This is a genomic window from Paenibacillus sp. Y412MC10, assembly GCF_000024685.1.
GTDB lineage: Bacteria > Bacillota > Bacilli > Paenibacillales > Paenibacillaceae > Paenibacillus_AQ > Paenibacillus_AQ lautus_A.
In genome coordinates this window covers 160,001-177,644 of record NC_013406.1, presented here as the reverse complement: position 1 = coordinate 177,644, position 17,644 = coordinate 160,001, and the positions used below count along the sequence as shown (strand labels likewise).

13 protein-coding genes, 8 tRNA genes and 1 rRNA gene are annotated in these 17,644 nt (G+C 51.5%); all 22 read right to left on the bottom strand.

Features of this window, described 5'->3' with window-relative positions:
* Positions 1-36 precede the first annotated feature (36 nt).
* Complete coding sequence (hisA, locus tag GYMC10_RS00845; protein ID WP_187293006.1) at positions 37-768, bottom strand: 1-(5-phosphoribosyl)-5-[(5-phosphoribosylamino)methylideneamino]imidazole-4-carboxamide isomerase; 732 nt, start codon at positions 766-768, stop codon at positions 37-39.
* Between the two features lie 37 nt (positions 769-805).
* Positions 806-1,414, bottom strand: coding sequence for an imidazole glycerol phosphate synthase subunit HisH (gene hisH / locus GYMC10_RS00840; protein WP_012818399.1), 609 nt, complete (start codon positions 1,412-1,414; stop codon positions 806-808).
* Between the two features lie 3 nt (positions 1,415-1,417).
* Positions 1,418-2,023, bottom strand: coding sequence for an imidazoleglycerol-phosphate dehydratase HisB (gene hisB, locus GYMC10_RS00835; RefSeq protein ID WP_009595657.1), 606 nt, complete (start codon positions 2,021-2,023; stop codon positions 1,418-1,420).
* Positions 2,024-2,088: 65 nt separating this feature from the next.
* A complete protein-coding gene (hisD, locus tag GYMC10_RS00830) occupies positions 2,089-3,372 on the bottom strand; it encodes a histidinol dehydrogenase (RefSeq protein ID WP_012818398.1) in 1,284 nt (427 codons plus the stop codon).
* Between the two features lie 114 nt (positions 3,373-3,486).
* On the bottom strand, positions 3,487-4,128 hold the full coding sequence (gene hisG / locus GYMC10_RS00825; RefSeq protein WP_012818397.1) for an ATP phosphoribosyltransferase: 642 nt from the start codon (positions 4,126-4,128) through the stop codon (positions 3,487-3,489).
* 53 nt (positions 4,129-4,181) lie between these two features.
* Positions 4,182-5,375 (bottom strand): ATP phosphoribosyltransferase regulatory subunit, encoded by a 1,194-nt coding sequence (locus GYMC10_RS00820; RefSeq protein ID WP_012818396.1) that lies wholly within the window; start codon positions 5,373-5,375, stop codon positions 4,182-4,184.
* 349 nt (positions 5,376-5,724) lie between these two features.
* Positions 5,725-6,951 (bottom strand): acyltransferase, encoded by a 1,227-nt coding sequence (locus GYMC10_RS00815; protein ID WP_012818395.1) that lies wholly within the window; start codon positions 6,949-6,951, stop codon positions 5,725-5,727.
* A gap of 180 nt (positions 6,952-7,131) precedes the next feature.
* On the bottom strand, positions 7,132-7,638 hold the full coding sequence (locus GYMC10_RS00810) for an acyltransferase (protein ID WP_012818394.1): 507 nt from the start codon (positions 7,636-7,638) through the stop codon (positions 7,132-7,134).
* Positions 7,639-7,651: 13 nt separating this feature from the next.
* Positions 7,652-8,302: a pyrophosphatase PpaX gene (ppaX, locus tag GYMC10_RS00805; protein WP_012818393.1), complete on the bottom strand. Its 651-nt coding sequence runs from the start codon at positions 8,300-8,302 to the stop codon at positions 7,652-7,654.
* A gap of 7 nt (positions 8,303-8,309) precedes the next feature.
* On the bottom strand, positions 8,310-9,449 hold the full coding sequence (lgt, locus tag GYMC10_RS00800; protein ID WP_012818392.1) for a prolipoprotein diacylglyceryl transferase: 1,140 nt from the start codon (positions 9,447-9,449) through the stop codon (positions 8,310-8,312).
* A gap of 21 nt (positions 9,450-9,470) precedes the next feature.
* Positions 9,471-10,409: an HPr(Ser) kinase/phosphatase gene (hprK, locus tag GYMC10_RS00795; protein WP_009595669.1), complete on the bottom strand. Its 939-nt coding sequence runs from the start codon at positions 10,407-10,409 to the stop codon at positions 9,471-9,473.
* Between the two features lie 529 nt (positions 10,410-10,938).
* Positions 10,939-12,063 (bottom strand): ABC transporter ATP-binding protein, encoded by a 1,125-nt coding sequence (locus tag GYMC10_RS00790; protein ID WP_012818391.1) that lies wholly within the window; start codon positions 12,061-12,063, stop codon positions 10,939-10,941.
* 108 nt (positions 12,064-12,171) lie between these two features.
* Positions 12,172-13,386 carry a PucR family transcriptional regulator gene (locus GYMC10_RS00785; RefSeq protein WP_012818390.1) on the bottom strand — a complete coding sequence of 405 codons (1,215 nt, stop codon included), beginning with the start codon at positions 13,384-13,386 and terminating at the stop codon, positions 12,172-12,174.
* 152 nt (positions 13,387-13,538) lie between these two features.
* Positions 13,539-13,611, bottom strand: a tRNA-Lys gene (locus GYMC10_RS00780).
* 7 nt (positions 13,612-13,618) lie between these two features.
* Positions 13,619-13,704: transfer RNA gene (locus tag GYMC10_RS00775), tRNA-Tyr, on the bottom strand.
* Between the two features lie 12 nt (positions 13,705-13,716).
* Positions 13,717-13,789: transfer RNA gene (locus GYMC10_RS00770), tRNA-Phe, on the bottom strand.
* A gap of 206 nt (positions 13,790-13,995) precedes the next feature.
* Positions 13,996-14,072: transfer RNA gene (locus GYMC10_RS00765), tRNA-Asp, on the bottom strand.
* A 13-nt stretch (positions 14,073-14,085) separates the two neighbouring features.
* Positions 14,086-14,161: transfer RNA gene (locus GYMC10_RS00760), tRNA-Thr, on the bottom strand.
* Positions 14,162-14,185: 24 nt separating this feature from the next.
* Positions 14,186-14,261: transfer RNA gene (locus GYMC10_RS00755), tRNA-Val, on the bottom strand.
* A gap of 9 nt (positions 14,262-14,270) precedes the next feature.
* Positions 14,271-14,347 (bottom strand) — tRNA-Met (locus tag GYMC10_RS00750).
* 32 nt (positions 14,348-14,379) lie between these two features.
* A tRNA-Ser gene (locus GYMC10_RS00745) sits at positions 14,380-14,471 on the bottom strand.
* A gap of 80 nt (positions 14,472-14,551) precedes the next feature.
* Positions 14,552-17,480 (bottom strand): 23S ribosomal RNA (locus GYMC10_RS00740).
* Positions 17,481-17,644: the final 164 nt, after the last annotated feature.

Genomic DNA, 17,644 nt, shown 5'->3' with positions numbered 1-17,644 from the left:
ATCTCTGATGATTCGAATAGACACTGGTTCAAATCCTCATTGAATACGCGTAATAGCCTCTTTCAGGTCAATATTGCCTGTATACAGCGCCTTGCCCACGATCGCTCCGCCTACACCGTCGCCGCTGTGCGCGCTGAGCGCCAGCAGATCGTCCAGCTTCGTCACGCCGCCAGAAGCGATGACCGAGCGGCCGCTGGCTTTGGCCAGCGAGACAATCGCCTCTACGTTCGGCCCCTGCATCATTCCATCGCGGGAAATGTCGGTGAAGATGAAGGTTTCCGCCCCTTTGGCTGCTAATTCTTTTGCCAATACTTCGGCTTGAACCTCCGACGTTTCCAGCCAGCCTCTCGTTGCGACGTATCCGTTGCGCGCGTCGATTCCGATGGCTACCTTATCCCCGTACTTGCCCAGCACCGCTTCCGTAAAGACGCGGTCTTCGATCGCCGCCGTGCCGATGATCACCCGGCTGACGCCAAGTGACAGCAGCCGCTCAACATCCGCCAGCGTGCGCAGGCCTCCGCCTACTTGAACCGGAACCTGAACGCTGGATGCAATCTTCCCGATAATGCCGTCGTTCACCGGCTGACCTGCCTTCGCACCGTCCAAATCCACGAGATGAATAAATGTGCCGCCTTGCTCTTCCCACGATTTGGCTACCTCGAGCGGATTGTCATTGTATACCGTTTCTTGATTATAATCGCCTTGGACCAGCCTGACGCATTTGCCGCCGCGAATATCGATTGCCGGATATATGATAAAAGAGGACATCCCCATTCCCACTTTCCAATTGGTCTATTCGTTCGCCTTACGTTAAAGCCAAAAAATTGCGAAGCAGGCTCATCCCAAGCTCTCCGCTCTTCTCGGGATGGAACTGCATGCCGTACACCGAACCGCGGCCCACGATGGCCGTTACTGGCTGACCGTAATCGGTAACCGCCAGCAAATCAGACTGAACCTCAGGAAGAACATGATACGAGTGGACAAAATACACATGACCTTCCTCAAGTCCCGCAAACAGCGGGTGCTCCCGCTTCCTGAACTGCAATGAATTCCAGCCCATATGCGGCACCTTGTAGTCCCCACCCGCAAACCGCACAACCGATCCGGGCAGTATATCCAGCCCTTCATACTTGCCATGCTCCTCGCTCCGGCTGAACAGGAGCTGCATGCCGAGGCAGATCCCCAGCAGCGGTTTTCCCGACTCCGCTGCTTCCTTCATGACCGAGTCCAGCGAGGCTTCGCGGAGCTGCTCCATGGCATCTCCGAATGCGCCGACTCCGGGCAGAATGATGCCATCCGCCGCCAGAAGCTCCTCCCGCTCCCCCGTAACGAGCGGCTGATACCCAAGCCGCTCTACCGCTTTGCTCACGCTGTGCAGATTGCCCATGCCGTAATCCACGATTGCAATGGCCATCGTTTAGAGCACTCCCTTCGTGGACGGTACGCCGGTCACCCGCGGATCCACGGTGGTCGCCTCATCCAATGCACGGCCGAGCGCCTTAAACACCGCTTCAATCATATGATGGGTATTGTGTCCGTAATGAACGATGACATGCAGCGTGATCCGGGCTTCCAGCGCCAATTTCCACAGAAATTCATGGACAAGCTCGGTATGAAAAGAGCCTACCTGCTGCGAAGGATACTCCGCCCGGTACTCAAAATGCGGGCGGTTGCTGATATCCACGATAACTTGAGCAAGCGCCTCATCCATCGGCACAAACACGCTGGCATAACGTTTGATGCCTTTTTTATCACCCAGCGCTTCGCGGAACGTCTGCCCTAAGCAGATCCCGATATCCTCCACCGTGTGGTGGTCATCGATCTCGATATCGCCCTTTGCCTTGACGCGAAGATCAAACTGGCCATGCTTTGTGAACAAATCAAGCATATGATTCAGAAACGGCACATCGGTCTCCAATTCCGAAATCCCGGTCCCATCGACATTGAAATCCAGGGCAATGTCGGTCTCATTGGTTTTGCGGCTCACGCCGGCTGATCTTGCTGCTGCATCCAAACTGCTCACGTGGATTGCCTCCTCTATACGGAATATTTATGATGAACAAAAGATGCTTGTTCTGGTCTGATTTCTTATCGCTCTTGTTCAAGCCGGATTTCGATCGCCCGGGCATGGCCCTCAAGCCCTTCGCGCCGGGCCAGCTCCATGATCTGCTCGCCGTCGCGCAGCAGCGCTTCTTTACTGTAGTAGATCAAGCTTGATTTCTTAATGAAATCGTCCAGATCCACTGGCGATGCGAACCGTGCCGTCCCATTCGTCGGAATGATATGGTTCGGTCCTGCAAAATAATCGCCTACCGGCTCCGAGCTGTACGGTCCCAGGAAAATCGCGCCTGCGTTCTCGATCTGGCCTACGATCGCCATCGGCTCCTCCGTCACGATCTCCAGATGCTCCGGCGCTAAAGAGTTAATGACTTCAATCCCTTCCTGAAGGGATTCCGTGACAATCACCGCGCCATAGCTGTCCACGGAAGCGCGGGCGATGTCCCGCCGCGGCAGCAGCTCAAGCTGCCGCTCTACTTCGGCGGCAACGGCTTCGCCCAGATTTCGGGAAGGCGTCACGAGAATGGCCGATGCCATCTCGTCATGCTCAGCTTGGGAAAGCAGATCCGCTGCAATATACGAAGCATCTGCATGTTCATCGGCCAATACCGCAATCTCGCTTGGACCGGCCAGGCTGTCAATATTGACTGCGCCGTACACTTCACGTTTGGCCAGGGCAACGTAAATATTGCCGGGCCCGCAAATCTTATCCACGGGGGAAATGGTCTCCGTGCCGTAGGCCAATGCCGCAATGGCTTGTGCTCCTCCTACGCGGTAGATTTCCGTAACGCCTGCCTCCGCTGCAGCCACCAGAATATAGGGATTGATTCCGTCCTTCCCGCCGGTTGCCGGGGGAGTGACCATGACGATTTCGGGCACGCCTGCCACTTGGGCCGGGATCACGTTCATCAGCACGGATGAAGGATAGGCTGCCTTTCCACCGGGCACATAGACACCGACGCGCTTCAACGGACGAATGATTTGTCCCAAGATGCTGCCGTCCGGCTGTAGATCCATCCAGGAATTCCGCTTCTGCTTCACATGAAATGCGCGAATGTTGTCTGCCGCGGCTTGTATCGCCTTCACGAACGAAGGCTCCACATGATCATAAGCTGCCTTGAGTTCCTCATCCGTTACGCGAAGCTGACCTGCTGTCAGACGGACACGGTCCAATTGTTCGGTATGCCGCAGCAAGGCGGCATCTCCTTCGGACCGAATATCCCGCACAATCGCCTTCACGACTTCATTCTGCTCTGGTGTGCCGTAATCATTTTCCCGTTTCAGCTCAAAGTCCCGTGCTGATACTACCTTCATCTTAATCTCCCCCAATCCCGCTCCATCATGTTACATGCATAGCGTTTCTTAATGAATGAAGGATGATCCATTCGATCATCCATGCTCATCCAGTTGGTGCCTTATTTCTTAGCGCTAAATATTCGCTCCCTCAGACATAATGACCGTTTGCAGCCGATCGCACAATGCCTGAATTTCATCATTCTTCATCCGATAACTGACGCGATTGGCAATCAGGCGGCTTGTAATTTCAAAGATGCTGGTCATCTCTACAAGTCCGTTCTCTTTAAGCGTTTGGCCTGTTTCCACCATATCCACGATTCGGTCTGCCAAGCCGATGAGCGGTGCAAGCTCGATGGAACCGTTCAGTTTAACCACTTCAACCTGCTGGCCCTGCTCACGGAAATACTGTGAAGCCACGTTCGGATATTTGGTGGCAACCCGCTGTCGTATGCCCGGCTTCCAGTCCGGCAAGCCGATGACCGACATCCTGCACCGCGCAATGCCGAGATCAAGCAGCTCATAAACGTCCTTGTTCTCTTCCATCAGCACGTCCTTGCCGACGATACCGATATCCGCCACGCCGTATTCCACATAAGTCGGCACATCCACCGGCTTCGCCAGGATAAATTCCATTCCTGCCTCCGGCAAGGGAATGACCAGCTTGCGCGTCTCATCCACGTCGAGGGGTATCGGAAGTCCGGCTGAACGGAACAGCGCGGATGCTTTTTTATATATGCGCCCTTTGGGCATCGCTACTTTCAACGTTTCCGCCACGTTCGAATCCTCCTGACCTTAAACTTATATGATAATCGTAATAGATCCGCTTCCTATCGAAGGGTAATGACCTCTCGGTATCCTCTATTGAGCAGACTGCCGGACGCAACGGGTGCCTCGGCATCTCGGGCATTAGCCGAATCCGGTATGATCGAAGTGATGACGGAATGTCCCTGCGCCCGAAGTTCTGAGGCTTTAGCCAGTCCTTCCTTTCGATGGGAAGCCGTGTACCGGATCAGAATGGGCAATTCCTCGACAATCTCCTCTCCTTGCACCCCATCGAGAATGCGATTGGTCTTGAGTGCAAAGCCTGTTGCCGGAACGGCACGGCCAAACTGCCGAAGCAGCTTGTCGTAACGACCGCCGCTTGCGACGGGAGAGCCCAGCTCCGCAGCATAACCCTCGAACGTCATTCCCGTGTAATAGGAGAAGTCTCCGAGCATCGTCAAGTCAAACAGAACATGTCTGGAGACGTCGTAAGCCTCGAGCACTTCCCATACCTTGCTCAGATGCTCGATAGAAGCTCTCGCGAGTTCATTGCTGCTAATCTCGAGAGCTTGCCCGGCAATCTCCCTGCCTCCGCGCAGCTTCAGGATTCCCTCCAGCTGGTCCTGCTGTACCTCCGTCAGGCTCAGGCTGGCAATGGTGTTGCGGTATCCGACGTAGTCGCGGTTCAGCAAATCCTGCTTCAGGCTCTCCTGATCCTCCGTCCGATCCGGCAGCACTTCTTGAAGCAGGCCATTCAGATAACCCATATGACCCATCGCGATTTTGAATTTCTCCACGCCTGCCGCCTTCAGGGATTCGATGGCCAGCGCAATCACTTCGGCATCGGCTTCCGGCGTATCATCGCCCACAAGCTCGACGCCGGTCTGGAAGAATTCCGCTTCCCGCCCCGCTTCCTCCTCAATGGCGCGAAATACATTGGCATGGTAAGACAAACGTACCGGAAGCGGCTCATCCTTCAGCAGCGAGGACATGACCCGCGCTATGGGAGCGGTCAGATCGGAACGCAGCACCATCGTCGTGCCGCGTTTATTCAATAGTTTAAACAGCTTCTGGTCCGACGTAGAGCTTGCCACGCCTACCGTATCGTAATATTCCATCGTTGGTGTCATAATCTGCCGGTAACCCCAGCGGTCCATGCATGCAAGCACTTCGCGTTCAATCCGACGCAGCTTGGTGACCGCATGAGGAAGATAATCACGAACACCTGCCGGTTTCTCGAAGCCTTTCGGTTTAGACATGACGCTCCACCTCAAATTCAGTAAAAGTCTTTAATATGGTAAAGTGGTACCTTGCTAATAAATTAAAGGATATTGGCTATATTACCATGAATCCTGCCTGATCGTCAATGCATACGCATGCGTTCTGCTATGTATCGTTCTCTGTCGGTACCCGCCTTACGCATCAATAGATCCGTCTAACTTCTGGGTATAATTGTAACACAAGAACGGACCAGCGTGGCTTGCTTGTCTAATTGGCTGAACCCCTGCATGGATCCGGATGGCGCCAATACAAAAAAACCGCCCGGCAGCCCGGACGGCTTTGCTTCATGATGAAGGATAAGAAGTTTTAACATTAGGCCTGATGTTCCTATAGATCGACCGATTTCTTGCTGTCGCCCGTAACGGTGTCTTTTCTCTGCGATGGTGTCGCAGGTGCTTTCGAGGATGGCTTCAATGATCGAGGAACGCTGCCCAGCAGCATCCACGACCCTGGAATCCACCGGAACACCGTCTGCACCACTAACGCACTGACGATCAATGCCGTTACCATCCCGCCGTATATCCAGATCAGATAATCATCGGTTACCGGATTCAGCTTCGGATCGAATTCCCGATACAGGAACAGCCAGAGCGGGTGCACGAGATAGATCGCGAAAGACAGCTCGCCAATCCGCGTCAGCACTTTCACGATGAGTTTCCAGCCGCTGCTATACAGCCAGCTCGCCAGCTGCATCAGCACTATCGCGGAGAACACGGTGTGCAGATTCCACAACAGCTCGTACAACAGGGAATCATATTTGGCGCCATGCAATCTCTGATTGTACCAAATCTGCACATGCGTCAGCGCCATCGCGAGCCAGCCGGCCCATAACACGATCGTGCCTGCTCTTTGACCAGAGGTTTGCTTTTTCCATGATGACGTCAGCCAGCCCTTGAATTTATCGTAATTCATCGCCAGATAAGCGCCCAGCATATAGTAGGCTAAATACGAAATGGCCAAGCTGCCTTTAAACGTGTACTGCAGCTCGTATTTGTTCCAGATGATGAAACCCCATTGCAGCAGGAATCCGATCGGCACTGCCCACCTTACGAGAAACCGTGAGGATTTGAACAGCTTGAGGAAGATCGGAAACAGAATATAGAACTGCAAACTGATAAATACAAAGTATAAGTGCGTATAATTCTGCCCTCGAGCCAAGCGTTCAAAGAATAGCGGCATCTGTGCCCATAGATCAAACGAACTGTTCAGCATCCCGTTCTGATACATCCGCACAAAGAAGTAGATGATCGAGAACAACACGTACGGCAGCAAAATGTACAAGAGCCGCCGTTTATAGAAGTTTTTGATCAAGTCCTTGGTCAGCGGCCGGTCCGCATAGTTATAGAACAGCACAAAGCTGCTTAGGAATATAAAAGAGGGTGTACCGTATTTAAAGAAAATATTCAAGAAATTAATAATATAATAGAATCGCGAATCAATCGCATCCACCGTTGCAAATGAAGTCGCATGAACGTGAAGCACGCCCAGGATGGCCAGCGCACGATATATATCGAGCTGCGGCAGCCTTTCCTTTTTGTTCAGCGTTGCACCCATGTCAGGCGTCGCCTCCTTGTTTTCGAGTTTGTTGATAGAGTCAATGTATGCGAATGGACGGGCAAAAAAGTCCCTCAAGGCCATCATACCCCGGGGACTATTGTTCGCTTTGTGTCAGGTTATCCTTTACTCATTCTACAACAATTCAGCAAGCTTGAGAACCTGACTTGTCACATTACCTCAAATTGACTCGCTTTCCGTCGATGCCCTCTTCAGTTCTCGCAATGGATTCCCGCCTACAAAAACACCAGGTGCCACATCCTTATGTACGACAGATCCCGCAGCAACGACCGCACCGTCTCCGATCGTAACCCCAGGCAAAATCGTGGTATTCGCGCCGATGAGCACGTTCTCCCCGATCCGCACTTCACCCAAACGATATTCCTTTATTAAATACTCGTGAGCCAGAATGGTCGTGTTGTAGCCGATGACCGAATTCTCGCCGATGGTTATTTTCTCCGGAAAAAACACATCCACCATGACCATCAAGCCAAACGCGGTATGCTTCCCCACTTTCATCCCGAGCATATGGCGATAGATCCAATTCTTCATAGGCAGGATAGGACAATACCGGGCGATCTGGATAAAAATGAAGTTCTTGACGCCCTTGAACGGGCTCACGGTGCGGTAGATTTGCCATAACGCGTTGGGGCCTTCTACAGGATAACGGGTAATCTTTCTGGCCATGCTGCCAAAACTCCTATTCCTCTTGAAGTCCTACGATTTCATACAGATCTCTCATATCCTTCAATATAAAATCCGGCCCGTACTCCATCAGCTTTTGCTCACCCTTGAGGGACCAAGCTACAGCGGCGGCCTTCACGCCCGCCGCCTTGGCAGACTGAATGTCCACCGGACTGTCACCGATCATCAAAGTGGTGGCCGGATTGGCCCCCAGCTGCTCAATCGCCGTCAGAACGGGCTCCGGATGCGGTTTCGGATGCTCCACGTCGTTTACCGTAACAATCGCCGACATGAAGCGCTCCAGATCGTACTTCTCCAGCGTCATCATGGTGGAAGGACGGATCTTCGTGGTTACGATCCCGAGCGAAAGCCCGTGACGATGAAGACGCTCCACGACTTCGTTCACATGCGGGAATGGTCTGACCATGTCATCATGATGGATCGTGTTGAAAGAGCGATAGGCTTTGATAAGCGGACTGACATCCTCGACGCCCCCTGAGAAAGCCTGCAGCTGCTGTTCCAGCGTGGTTCCCATATGCGGAATGATCTGCTCTCTGGTCAACGGTCCCGGGGCCTGCGCCTCGAAAACATGCATAAACGATGAGATAATCAATTCATTCGTGTCGATAATGGTGCCGTCCAAATCAAACAGTACGGTTTCGATCATGCTGCAACTACTCCTTTTTGTCCTCCGTATCCGGTTTTATTGTCGGAGTGTCTTCTTCTGCCCGTGGTGAGGATTTGACTTCTGTCTCCTCTGCTTGGGTAACAACGTCTTTATCCGCCATTTCCTCCGGTCCTGCGGCCTGTTTATGCTGTTTAGCAGGAGCCGGCGCAGAAGACTTGACGGTTTTGTTCGTTTGAAGATCGGCTTCCGGCGTTGGACCTGCTCCCGTCTTCGTCGACACGATCGGGTCCAAATAACGCACATTGGCGCGGCCCGTCACACGGCGCACTATGATCAGCACGATGCCTCCGATGACGATCAACACGGACAGCAGCTGGGAGATTCGAATGTTGCCATAAGCCGGATCCAGGTGGCCCAGTTCAAAGCCCATCCAAGTCATCGGTGCCCATAACGTATTGTTAATGAAATCGGCAAGTCCTGTGGCGCCTTGGAAAGCCAAGCTGTCCGTCCGCACCGCTTCAATAAAGAACCGGCCGATGGAATACCAGATGAAGTATCCGATGAAGAGTTCGCCTGCCCGCAGAAATTTCTGTCTGCGAATGATAAGCAGTATGACGATACCCAACAGGTTCCACAGCGATTCATATAAGAAGGTAGGGTGATGGAATACGCCCTGTACGTTCATTTGATTCACGATAAAATCAGGCAAATGCAGCTCTCCGCGCAAGAAAGACTCGCTGACAGGACCGCCATAGGCCTCCTGGTTAACGAAGTTACCCCAGCGTCCAATGATCTGGCCGGCCAACAAGGACGGCGCACAGATATCGGCAATTCGCCAGAAGTTGTAGCCTTTTCGGCGAACATAGATCAACGCACAGATAATGGCGCCGATCAAGGCGCCGAATATCGCAATCCCGCCATTCCATATTTTGAACACATCCAGGAAGTTATCCTTATAGTCTTCCCATTTAAAAGCTACATAATAAATACGAGCACCGATAATAGCGGAAGGAACCCCAAGCAAGAGCAAATCCATGAAAAATTCCTGCGGAATGCCAAAACGCTTCCCCTCGCGAATGGCCAGCAGCAGACCTGCCAAGGCACCCAGGCCCAAAATCAAGCCATACCAATGAACACGCAGCGATCCGATGGAGAACGCCACCGGATCGATGAGCAATGTTTGCATCACTTATAACCCTCCCTAGTCCTAGTCCAAATCGTCCATATCTTCAGCAATCGTTGCCGTCAGCTTGTTCGTAAACTGCAGTGCAGCATTCAGTCCCATTTGCTTCAATCTGTAGTTCATAGCTGCCACTTCAATAATAACCGCAAGGTTACGTCCTGGACGAACCGGAATGGTGACCAGAGGGATATCCGTCTCTATAATTCGTGTTGTCTCTTCATCTAATCCCAGACGATCATACTGTTTATCCTGCTGCCAGGCTTCCAATCGAACAACAAGCGTAATCCGTTTATTATTCCGAACGGCGCCTGCACCGAATAACGTCATAACGTTAATAATACCGACCCCGCGAATCTCCAGCAGATGGCGAATCAGCTCAGGCGCTGTTCCATGCAGCTGAAAATCCGACGTCTGGCGGATCTCCACCGCGTCGTCCGCGATTAAGCGGTGTCCGCGTTTAACGAGCTCCAGAGCCGTTTCGCTTTTCCCGATACCGCTCGAGCCCGTAATCAGCATCCCCACGCCATACACATCGCACAATACCCCGTGGATGGTCGTCGTTGGCGCAAGTCTGCGTTCCAGGAAACTCGTGAATCGGCTTGTCAGGATGGTCGTCGCCATGCTGCTGCGCAGCACGGGCAAACCTCTTTCATTGCCGAGCTCCACCAGCTCTTCCGGCACTTCCAGGGAACGCGTAACCACGATGCAAGGCGTTTCTTCCGTACACAGGCTGCGCATGCGTTCTTTCCGCTCTTCCGGCTTCAGCATTCCGAAGAAAGCCAGCTCCGTGCGCCCCATAAGCTGAACCCGTTCCCGCGGATGATATTCAAAATAACCGGCCATTTCCAATCCCGGGCGATTCAGATCGTCCGTTGTAATCTGACGTTTCAAGCCTTCTTCACCTGCGATGACCTCCAGCTGAAACTGCTGGACCAGCTCGGATACCTTCACTTTCTTGGCCATGGTATTACCCCTCTTCTTCCATTGTATGTTGACATCACAACGCAACCGGCATGCTGCTATCGGCTCGTTTTGGATGATATATTTCATGATCGGTTACTTTACTAATTAAATAGGACGTCACAAGCCTTGCCGGCGGTCGGTCAGGCTTCATGGAATACGCCCCAACAACCCATACGTTCAATGCTTATGTATGCCTTGCTTTGTGCTTATCTTATCGAAAAAAGCCAATGAATGCAATTCTAACCGGCTATCCGATAGCAGGACATTGGACTTATCCAGGAGTGATGCGACGCTGCTACGGCATACTGCGACTAAAAAAAAGGATGTTCTATTACTAAAGATAATTCTCTTTTTATATCGACAATTGGTTGTCTGCTTTACACACTTTTACCCTAGGACCACTTCTACCGTCTGCTAGAACTGCCTGAACCCTTCAGATAAGGGCAGAAACTGCCTAGTTTTATGTCTTTTTCTCCTAAAAAAACCGCCCCTTGAGGGGCGGTTTTCAAGAGATCTCGATTGCTGAAGATTAATCTTCGAGCAATACGTTCAATTCAGACTCTTTATCAAAGATATGAACTTTGTTCATGTCGAGTGCCAATTTCACATTGTCGCCTTCGCGAGTAGTCGAACGTCCGTCTACACGGCCGATAACTGTGTCGGTGCCCAAGCCGCTGAGGTACAAGAGCATTTCGTGACCAAGGTTCTCGGTAACGTCCACTTTCGCTGTGAAGATTGTGTTCGGGGAAGCTTCCAGGAATACTGGCTCTTCATGAATATCTTCCGGACGAACACCCATGATTACTTCTTTGCCAATCATGGATTTATTTTTGAGCAATTGTGCTTTACCGCCTGGAACTTGAACGTTCAAGCCCTGGGAAGTGAAGTATACGCCACCGTTTTGCTCGGACAATTTACCGTTGATGAAGTTCATGGTTGGGGAACCAATGAAACCAGCAACGAACAGGTTGTTCGGATTGTTGTACAGTTGCTCTGGGGAATCCGCTTGTTGAATGATGCCATCCTGCATAACAACGATACGGTCACCCATCGTCATAGCTTCTGTTTGGTCATGCGTTACATAGATACAAGTGGTTTCAAGACGCTTCACCAGCTTAGTAATTTCAGCACGCATCTGACCGCGGAGCTTCGCATCCAAGTTGGAAAGCGGCTCATCCATCAAGAAGACTTGTGGATCACGGACAATTGCACGGCCCAAGGCAACACGCTGACGCTGACCACCGGAAAGAGCTTTCGGTTTACGCTCGAGCAAATGCTCGATATCCAGGATTTTCGCTGCTTCACGTACACGCTTATCGATTTCGTCTTTCTTCACTTTACGGAGTTTCAAACCGAATGCCATGTTCTGATATACGTTCATATGCGGATACAAGGCGTAGGATTGGAATACCATCGCGATGTCACGATCTTTAGGTGCTACATCGTTAACAACGCGGTCGCCAATGTAAAGTTTACCCTCGGAAATTTCCTCAAGACCTGCGATCATACGAAGTGTCGTAGACTTACCGCAACCGGAAGGACCTACCAATACCAAGAATTCTTTATCTTTAATATCCAAATTAACGTCAATTACAGTTGCTTTATCCGCACCTGCATACTTTTTGTAAATATGCTCTAAGCGTACACCAGCCATGTGCATTTGCCCCCTCATATGAATGTTATGAAATCGAATACAATTAATTTATAATCTTATATTACCCCATAGGCACCTGACTTGCTATACACAATCTGCACAAAAAACCTATTTCCTTTTCGTCACTTTATACAATAGAAGCGTTATTTTCACCAATACCGCGTCACTGAAGCTGCGAACGTCAAGCCCCGTCTCCTGTTTGATCTTATCCAGTCGGTACAGCAGCGTATTTCGGTGAATATACAGGTGTTTGGCCGTCTCGCTCACATTGCAGTCCAATTCAAAAAAAGACTCCAGCGTCGATAAAGTCTCACTGTCCTCGAATAAGTCGGTATGTCCGGCAGCGTACTCCCGCAGGAATTGATTCCGTTGATACTCAGGAATGCTGTAGACCAGACGTTCCAGATGAAGACCGGTCGACAGATGAATATGCTCCTTGACCTGAAAAGTACGCCCGATGGTCATGGTCTCTCGCAGCATGCCAACCGTCTGCGGCAAAGCATGAAGCGCATTGACTGCCGGGATCGCCGAAATATGAAAATCGCCCACCCATTCCGTTGAAATGAGCTCGTACAGCCCCATACAGAATAAGGACAGCAAATCCTGATCGGCTTCCGAGGATGCTTCCTCTTTATCATCCGTCGTTATGCCGCCCAACAGCTCTTGATTGGCAAGGATAATCCATTCCTTATCCAGCAGCGGCACAAGAACGATATCCCCGTCAAAATAACTGCGCAACAACCGCAGCAGCGCTTTATAACTTGGCGTGGGAGCATGCTCGCTCTCATGAATGAGTAGAAAGGGGACCATTTCCTCCGTCAAGCTTGTCCGAATCAGCATCTCATCCGGTAGTTCAGCAAGCAGCTCGCCGGCTTGAAGGCGCTCTTTCAACCAACCGCCCAACTGCTGGGCGCGCCGTTCTTCTTCAACCTTGGCTGCATTCTTTGACATCGCGCCTGAAGGCGCTTCCTGAAGGTTCGCCAATAAAAGAGCGACAAGCCCAATCTCCGACTCCGTCAAAGCATTGGAATCCGCCACGAGGACTCGGCTCAGATCCTGTTGATTAACGGGAAACCAAATCTCACCAAGCTCCTTATGCACATAAGCACCATCAACCATTCGTGTTGTGTTTGAGCTTACTTTTTCTCCATGGCGATTTGAACTTGCAGCACTTTCTTCTCGACCTAATCGGTCACCGTATCGCGAAGTGATCGCCATCGATTCCGTGAGCCATAGCGATTCCTGCTCATTCAATGTTTTTAAGCCGAGTGAGGTACCCAAGGTCTGCTCCAGTTTCTGAACGATATGCTCCATCTCCACCATTGATGACTCCACCACTTTATCGTTTTTTCTTATTTTAGCATATCATCCTGCACAAACGACAATTCCTTCTCTTTAAGTCCGTGTGCCTTGGGAAATAGTTCAGTAAAAACAACACAAAAAGAGCCGTCAACAACGTTGACGACCCTTTCGGATGAGCCATGAAGGACTCGAACCTTCGACACCCTGATTAAAAGTCAGGTGCTCTACCAACTGAGCTAATGGCTCTTATTACTGGTGGAGGATGATGGATTCGAACCACCGAACTCGGACGAGAACAGATTTACAGTCTGCTGCGTTTGGCCACTTCGCTAATCCTCCAAAATATAAAGGTGGCTCGGGACGGAATCGAACCGCCGACACGAGGATTTTCAGTCCTCTGCTCTACCGACTGAGCTACCGAGCCAAACATGAATAACATTAAAATAAAGTGCGGAGTGTAACACTTCCCACTTTAATCTGTGGAAAACCGACCATTTTTATTCCTTAAGAGTAATAATGGCGGAACTGACGGGATACTCTCTCTTCGTTCGAGACTGCGAAGTCTGTGCTAACGAGGATATGCTCCGACGAACCCGGTTATGGACTCTCATCCCTGAAGCTTGTAAATAATGGCGGAACTGACGGGATTCGAACCCGCGATCTCCTGCGTGACAGGCAGGCATGTTAGGCCTCTACACCACAGTTCCGCATTATTAAAGATGGTGCCGGCGAGAGGACTTGAACCCCCAACCTACTGATTACAAGTCAGTTGCTCTACCAATTGAGCTACACCGGCATGGTAAGGTAATAAAAATATACATGGTGGAGGCTGAGGGGATCGAACCCCCGACCCTCTGCTTGTAAGGCAGATGCTCTCCCAGCTGAGCTAAGCCTCCAGGTATGTATGGTAGCGGCGGAGGGGATCGAACCCCCGACCTCACGGGTATGAACCGTACGCTCTAGCCAGCTGAGCTACACCGCCATATAAACCTTATTGCATCCAAGTTATTCAAATGGCGGAGAGAGAGGGATTCGAACCCTCGCACCGCTTACGCAGTCTAACCCCTTAGCAGAGGGTCCCCTTATAGCCACTTGGGTATCTCTCCATCATAACTTGTATGCAGTTACAGAGATTGATTCCCTGAAAACTAGATACGAAACGAATTTGCAGCACATTGAAATATATTTGGATAAGCCCTCGACCGATTAGTATTGGTCAGCTCCATGCATTGCTGCACTTCCACCTCCAACCTATCTACCTCGTCGTCTTCAAGGGGTCTTACATACTGGGAAATCTCATCTTGAGGGGGGCTTCACGCTTAGATGCTTTCAGCGCTTATCCCGTCCGTACGTAGCTACCCAGCCATGCTCCTGGCGGAACAACTGGTGCACCAGCGGTACGTCCATCCCGGTCCTCTCGTACTAAGGACAGCTCCTCTCAAATTTCCTACGCCCACGACAGATAGGGACCGAACTGTCTCACGACGTTCTGAACCCAGCTCGCGTACCGCTTTAATGGGCGAACAGCCCAACCCTTGGGACCTACTTCAGCCCCAGGATGCGATGAGCCGACATCGAGGTGCCAAACCTCCCCGTCGATGTGGACTCTTGGGGGAGATAAGCCTGTTATCCCCAGGGTAGCTTTTATCCGTTGAGCGATGGCCCTTCCATGCGGTACCACCGGATCACTAAGCCCGACTTTCGTCCCTGCTCGACTTGTAGGTCTCGCAGTCAAGCTCCCTTATGCCTTTGCACTCTTCGAATGATTTCCAACCATTCTGAGGGAACCTTGGGGCGCCTCCGTTACTCTTTAGGAGGCGACCGCCCCAGTCAAACTGCCCGCCTGACACTGTCCCCGTACCGGATCACGGTACTAGGTTAGAACCTAGATACGATCAGGGTGGTATCCCAACGTCGCCTCCACACAAGCTGGCGCTCATGCTTCTTAGGCTCCCACCTATCCTGTACAGATCGTACCCAAATCCAATATCAAGCTGCAGTAAAGCTCCATGGGGTCTTTCCGTCTTGTCGCGGGTAACCTGCATCTTCACAGGTATTAAAATTTCACCGGATCTCTCGTTGAGACAGCGCCCAAGTCGTTACGCCATTCGTGCGGGTCAGAATTTACCTGACAAGGAATTTCGCTACCTTAGGACCGTTATAGTTACGGCCGCCGTTTACTGGGGCTTCGGTTCACAGCTTCGGATTGCTCCTAACCGCTCCCCTTAACCTTCCAGCACCGGGCAGGCGTCAGCCCGTATACTTCGCCTTACGGCTTCGCACAGACCTGTGTTTTTGCTAAACAGTCGCTTGGGCCTTTTCACTGCGGCCCCCTCGGGCTATTCACCCTACCGAGGCACCCCTTCTCCCGAAGTTACGGGGTCATTTTGCCGAGTTCCTTAACGAGAGTTCTTCCGCGCGCCTTAGAATTCTCTTCTCGCCTACCTGTGTCGGTTTGCGGTACGGGCACCTTCACCTGACTAGAGGCTTTTCTTGGCAGTGTGAGATCATGACCTTCGCTACTGTAATTTTCACTCCCCATCACAGCCCAGCCTTATCGATGTGCGGATTTGCCTACACATCAGCCTCACTGCTTGGACGGACATCCATCAGTCCGCGTCACTACCCTCCTGCGTCACCCCATCGTTCATAACGGTTTACGGTGGTACAGGAATTTCAACCTGTTGTCCTTCGATTACGCCTTTCGGCCTCACCTTAGGTCCCGACTTACCCTGAGCGGACGAGCCTTCCTCAGGAAACCTTGGGCTTTCGGCGGATCAGATTCTCACTGATCTTTTCGTTACTCATACCGGCATTCTCACTTGTATGCTGTCCAGCGCTCCTTACGGTACACCTTCAACCTGCATACAACGCTCCCCTACCCCTGATGCATAAGCATCAAGCCATAGCTTCGGTGGTGTGTTTAGCCCCGTTACATTTTCGGCGCAGAGTCACTCGACCAGTGAGCTATTACGCACTCTTTAAATGGTGGCTGCTTCTAAGCCAACATCCTGGTTGTCTGTGCAACTCCACATCCTTTCCCACTTAACACACACTTGGGGACCTTAGCTGATGGTCTGGGCTGTTTCCCTTTTGACAATGGATCTTAGCACTCACTGTCTGACTCCCGGATATAAGTCTATGGCATTCGGAGTTTGACTGAGCTTGGTAACCCTTGCGGGCCCCGCACCCAATCAGTGCTCTACCTCCACGACTCTTCATTCCGAGGCTAGCCCTAAAGCTATTTCGGGGAGAACCAGCTATCTCCGAGTTCGATTGGAATTTCTCCGCTACCCCCACCTCATCCCCGCATTTTTCAACATACGTGGGTTCGGGCCTCCAGTGCGTGTTACCGCACCTTCACCCTGGACAGGGGTAGATCACACGGTTTCGGGTCTACGCCCACATACTAATATCGCCCTATTCAGACTCGCTTTCGCTGCGGCTACGGCTTCTCGCCTTAACCTTGCATGGGAACGTAACTCGCCGGTTCATTCTACAAAAGGCACGCCATCACCCATAGATCGGGCTCTGACTTCTTGTAAGCACACGGTTTCAGGTTCTATTTCACTCCCCTTCCGGGGTGCTTTTCACCTTTCCCTCACGGTACTGCTTCACTATCGGTCGCTAGGGAGTATTTAGCCTTAGCAGATGGTCCTGCTGGATTCATACGGGGTTTCACGTGCCCCGCACTACTCGGGATCCGTCTCGGAGGGAATATACTTTCGGCTACAGGGCTTTTACCTCTTATAGCGGGCCTTTCCAGACCTCTTCGCCTAATAAATTCCTTTGTAACTCCATGTGAGACGTCCCACAACCCCAGAGAGCAAGCTCTCTGGTTTAGGCTGTTCCGCGTTCGCTCGCCGCTACTGACGGAATCACTCTTGTTTTCTCTTCCTCCAGGTACTTAGATGTTTCAGTTCCCTGGGTATGCCTCCTCGCATCCTATGTATTCAGATACGGGTAACTGACTATTACATCAGCTGGGTTTCCCCATTCGGACATCCCCGGATCGAAGCTTGCTTACAGCTCCCCGAGGCAGTATCGTTGTTCGCCACGTCCTTCTTCGGCTCCTAGCGCCTAGGCATCCTCCGTGTGCTCTTAGTAGCTTAACCAACTGCTCCGGTTATTGTGCTCATCGCTCTGTTGTCCGCTTGTTTCCTGATCTATTAAACGAGTCAATAGGTAGAAACAAACTTCCAAAGGATCGATGATCCCAAAACCTTCGCGCTACTTTTTATTAAACTTGTTTGACACAAGTTCAGCTAAAAGGATATTT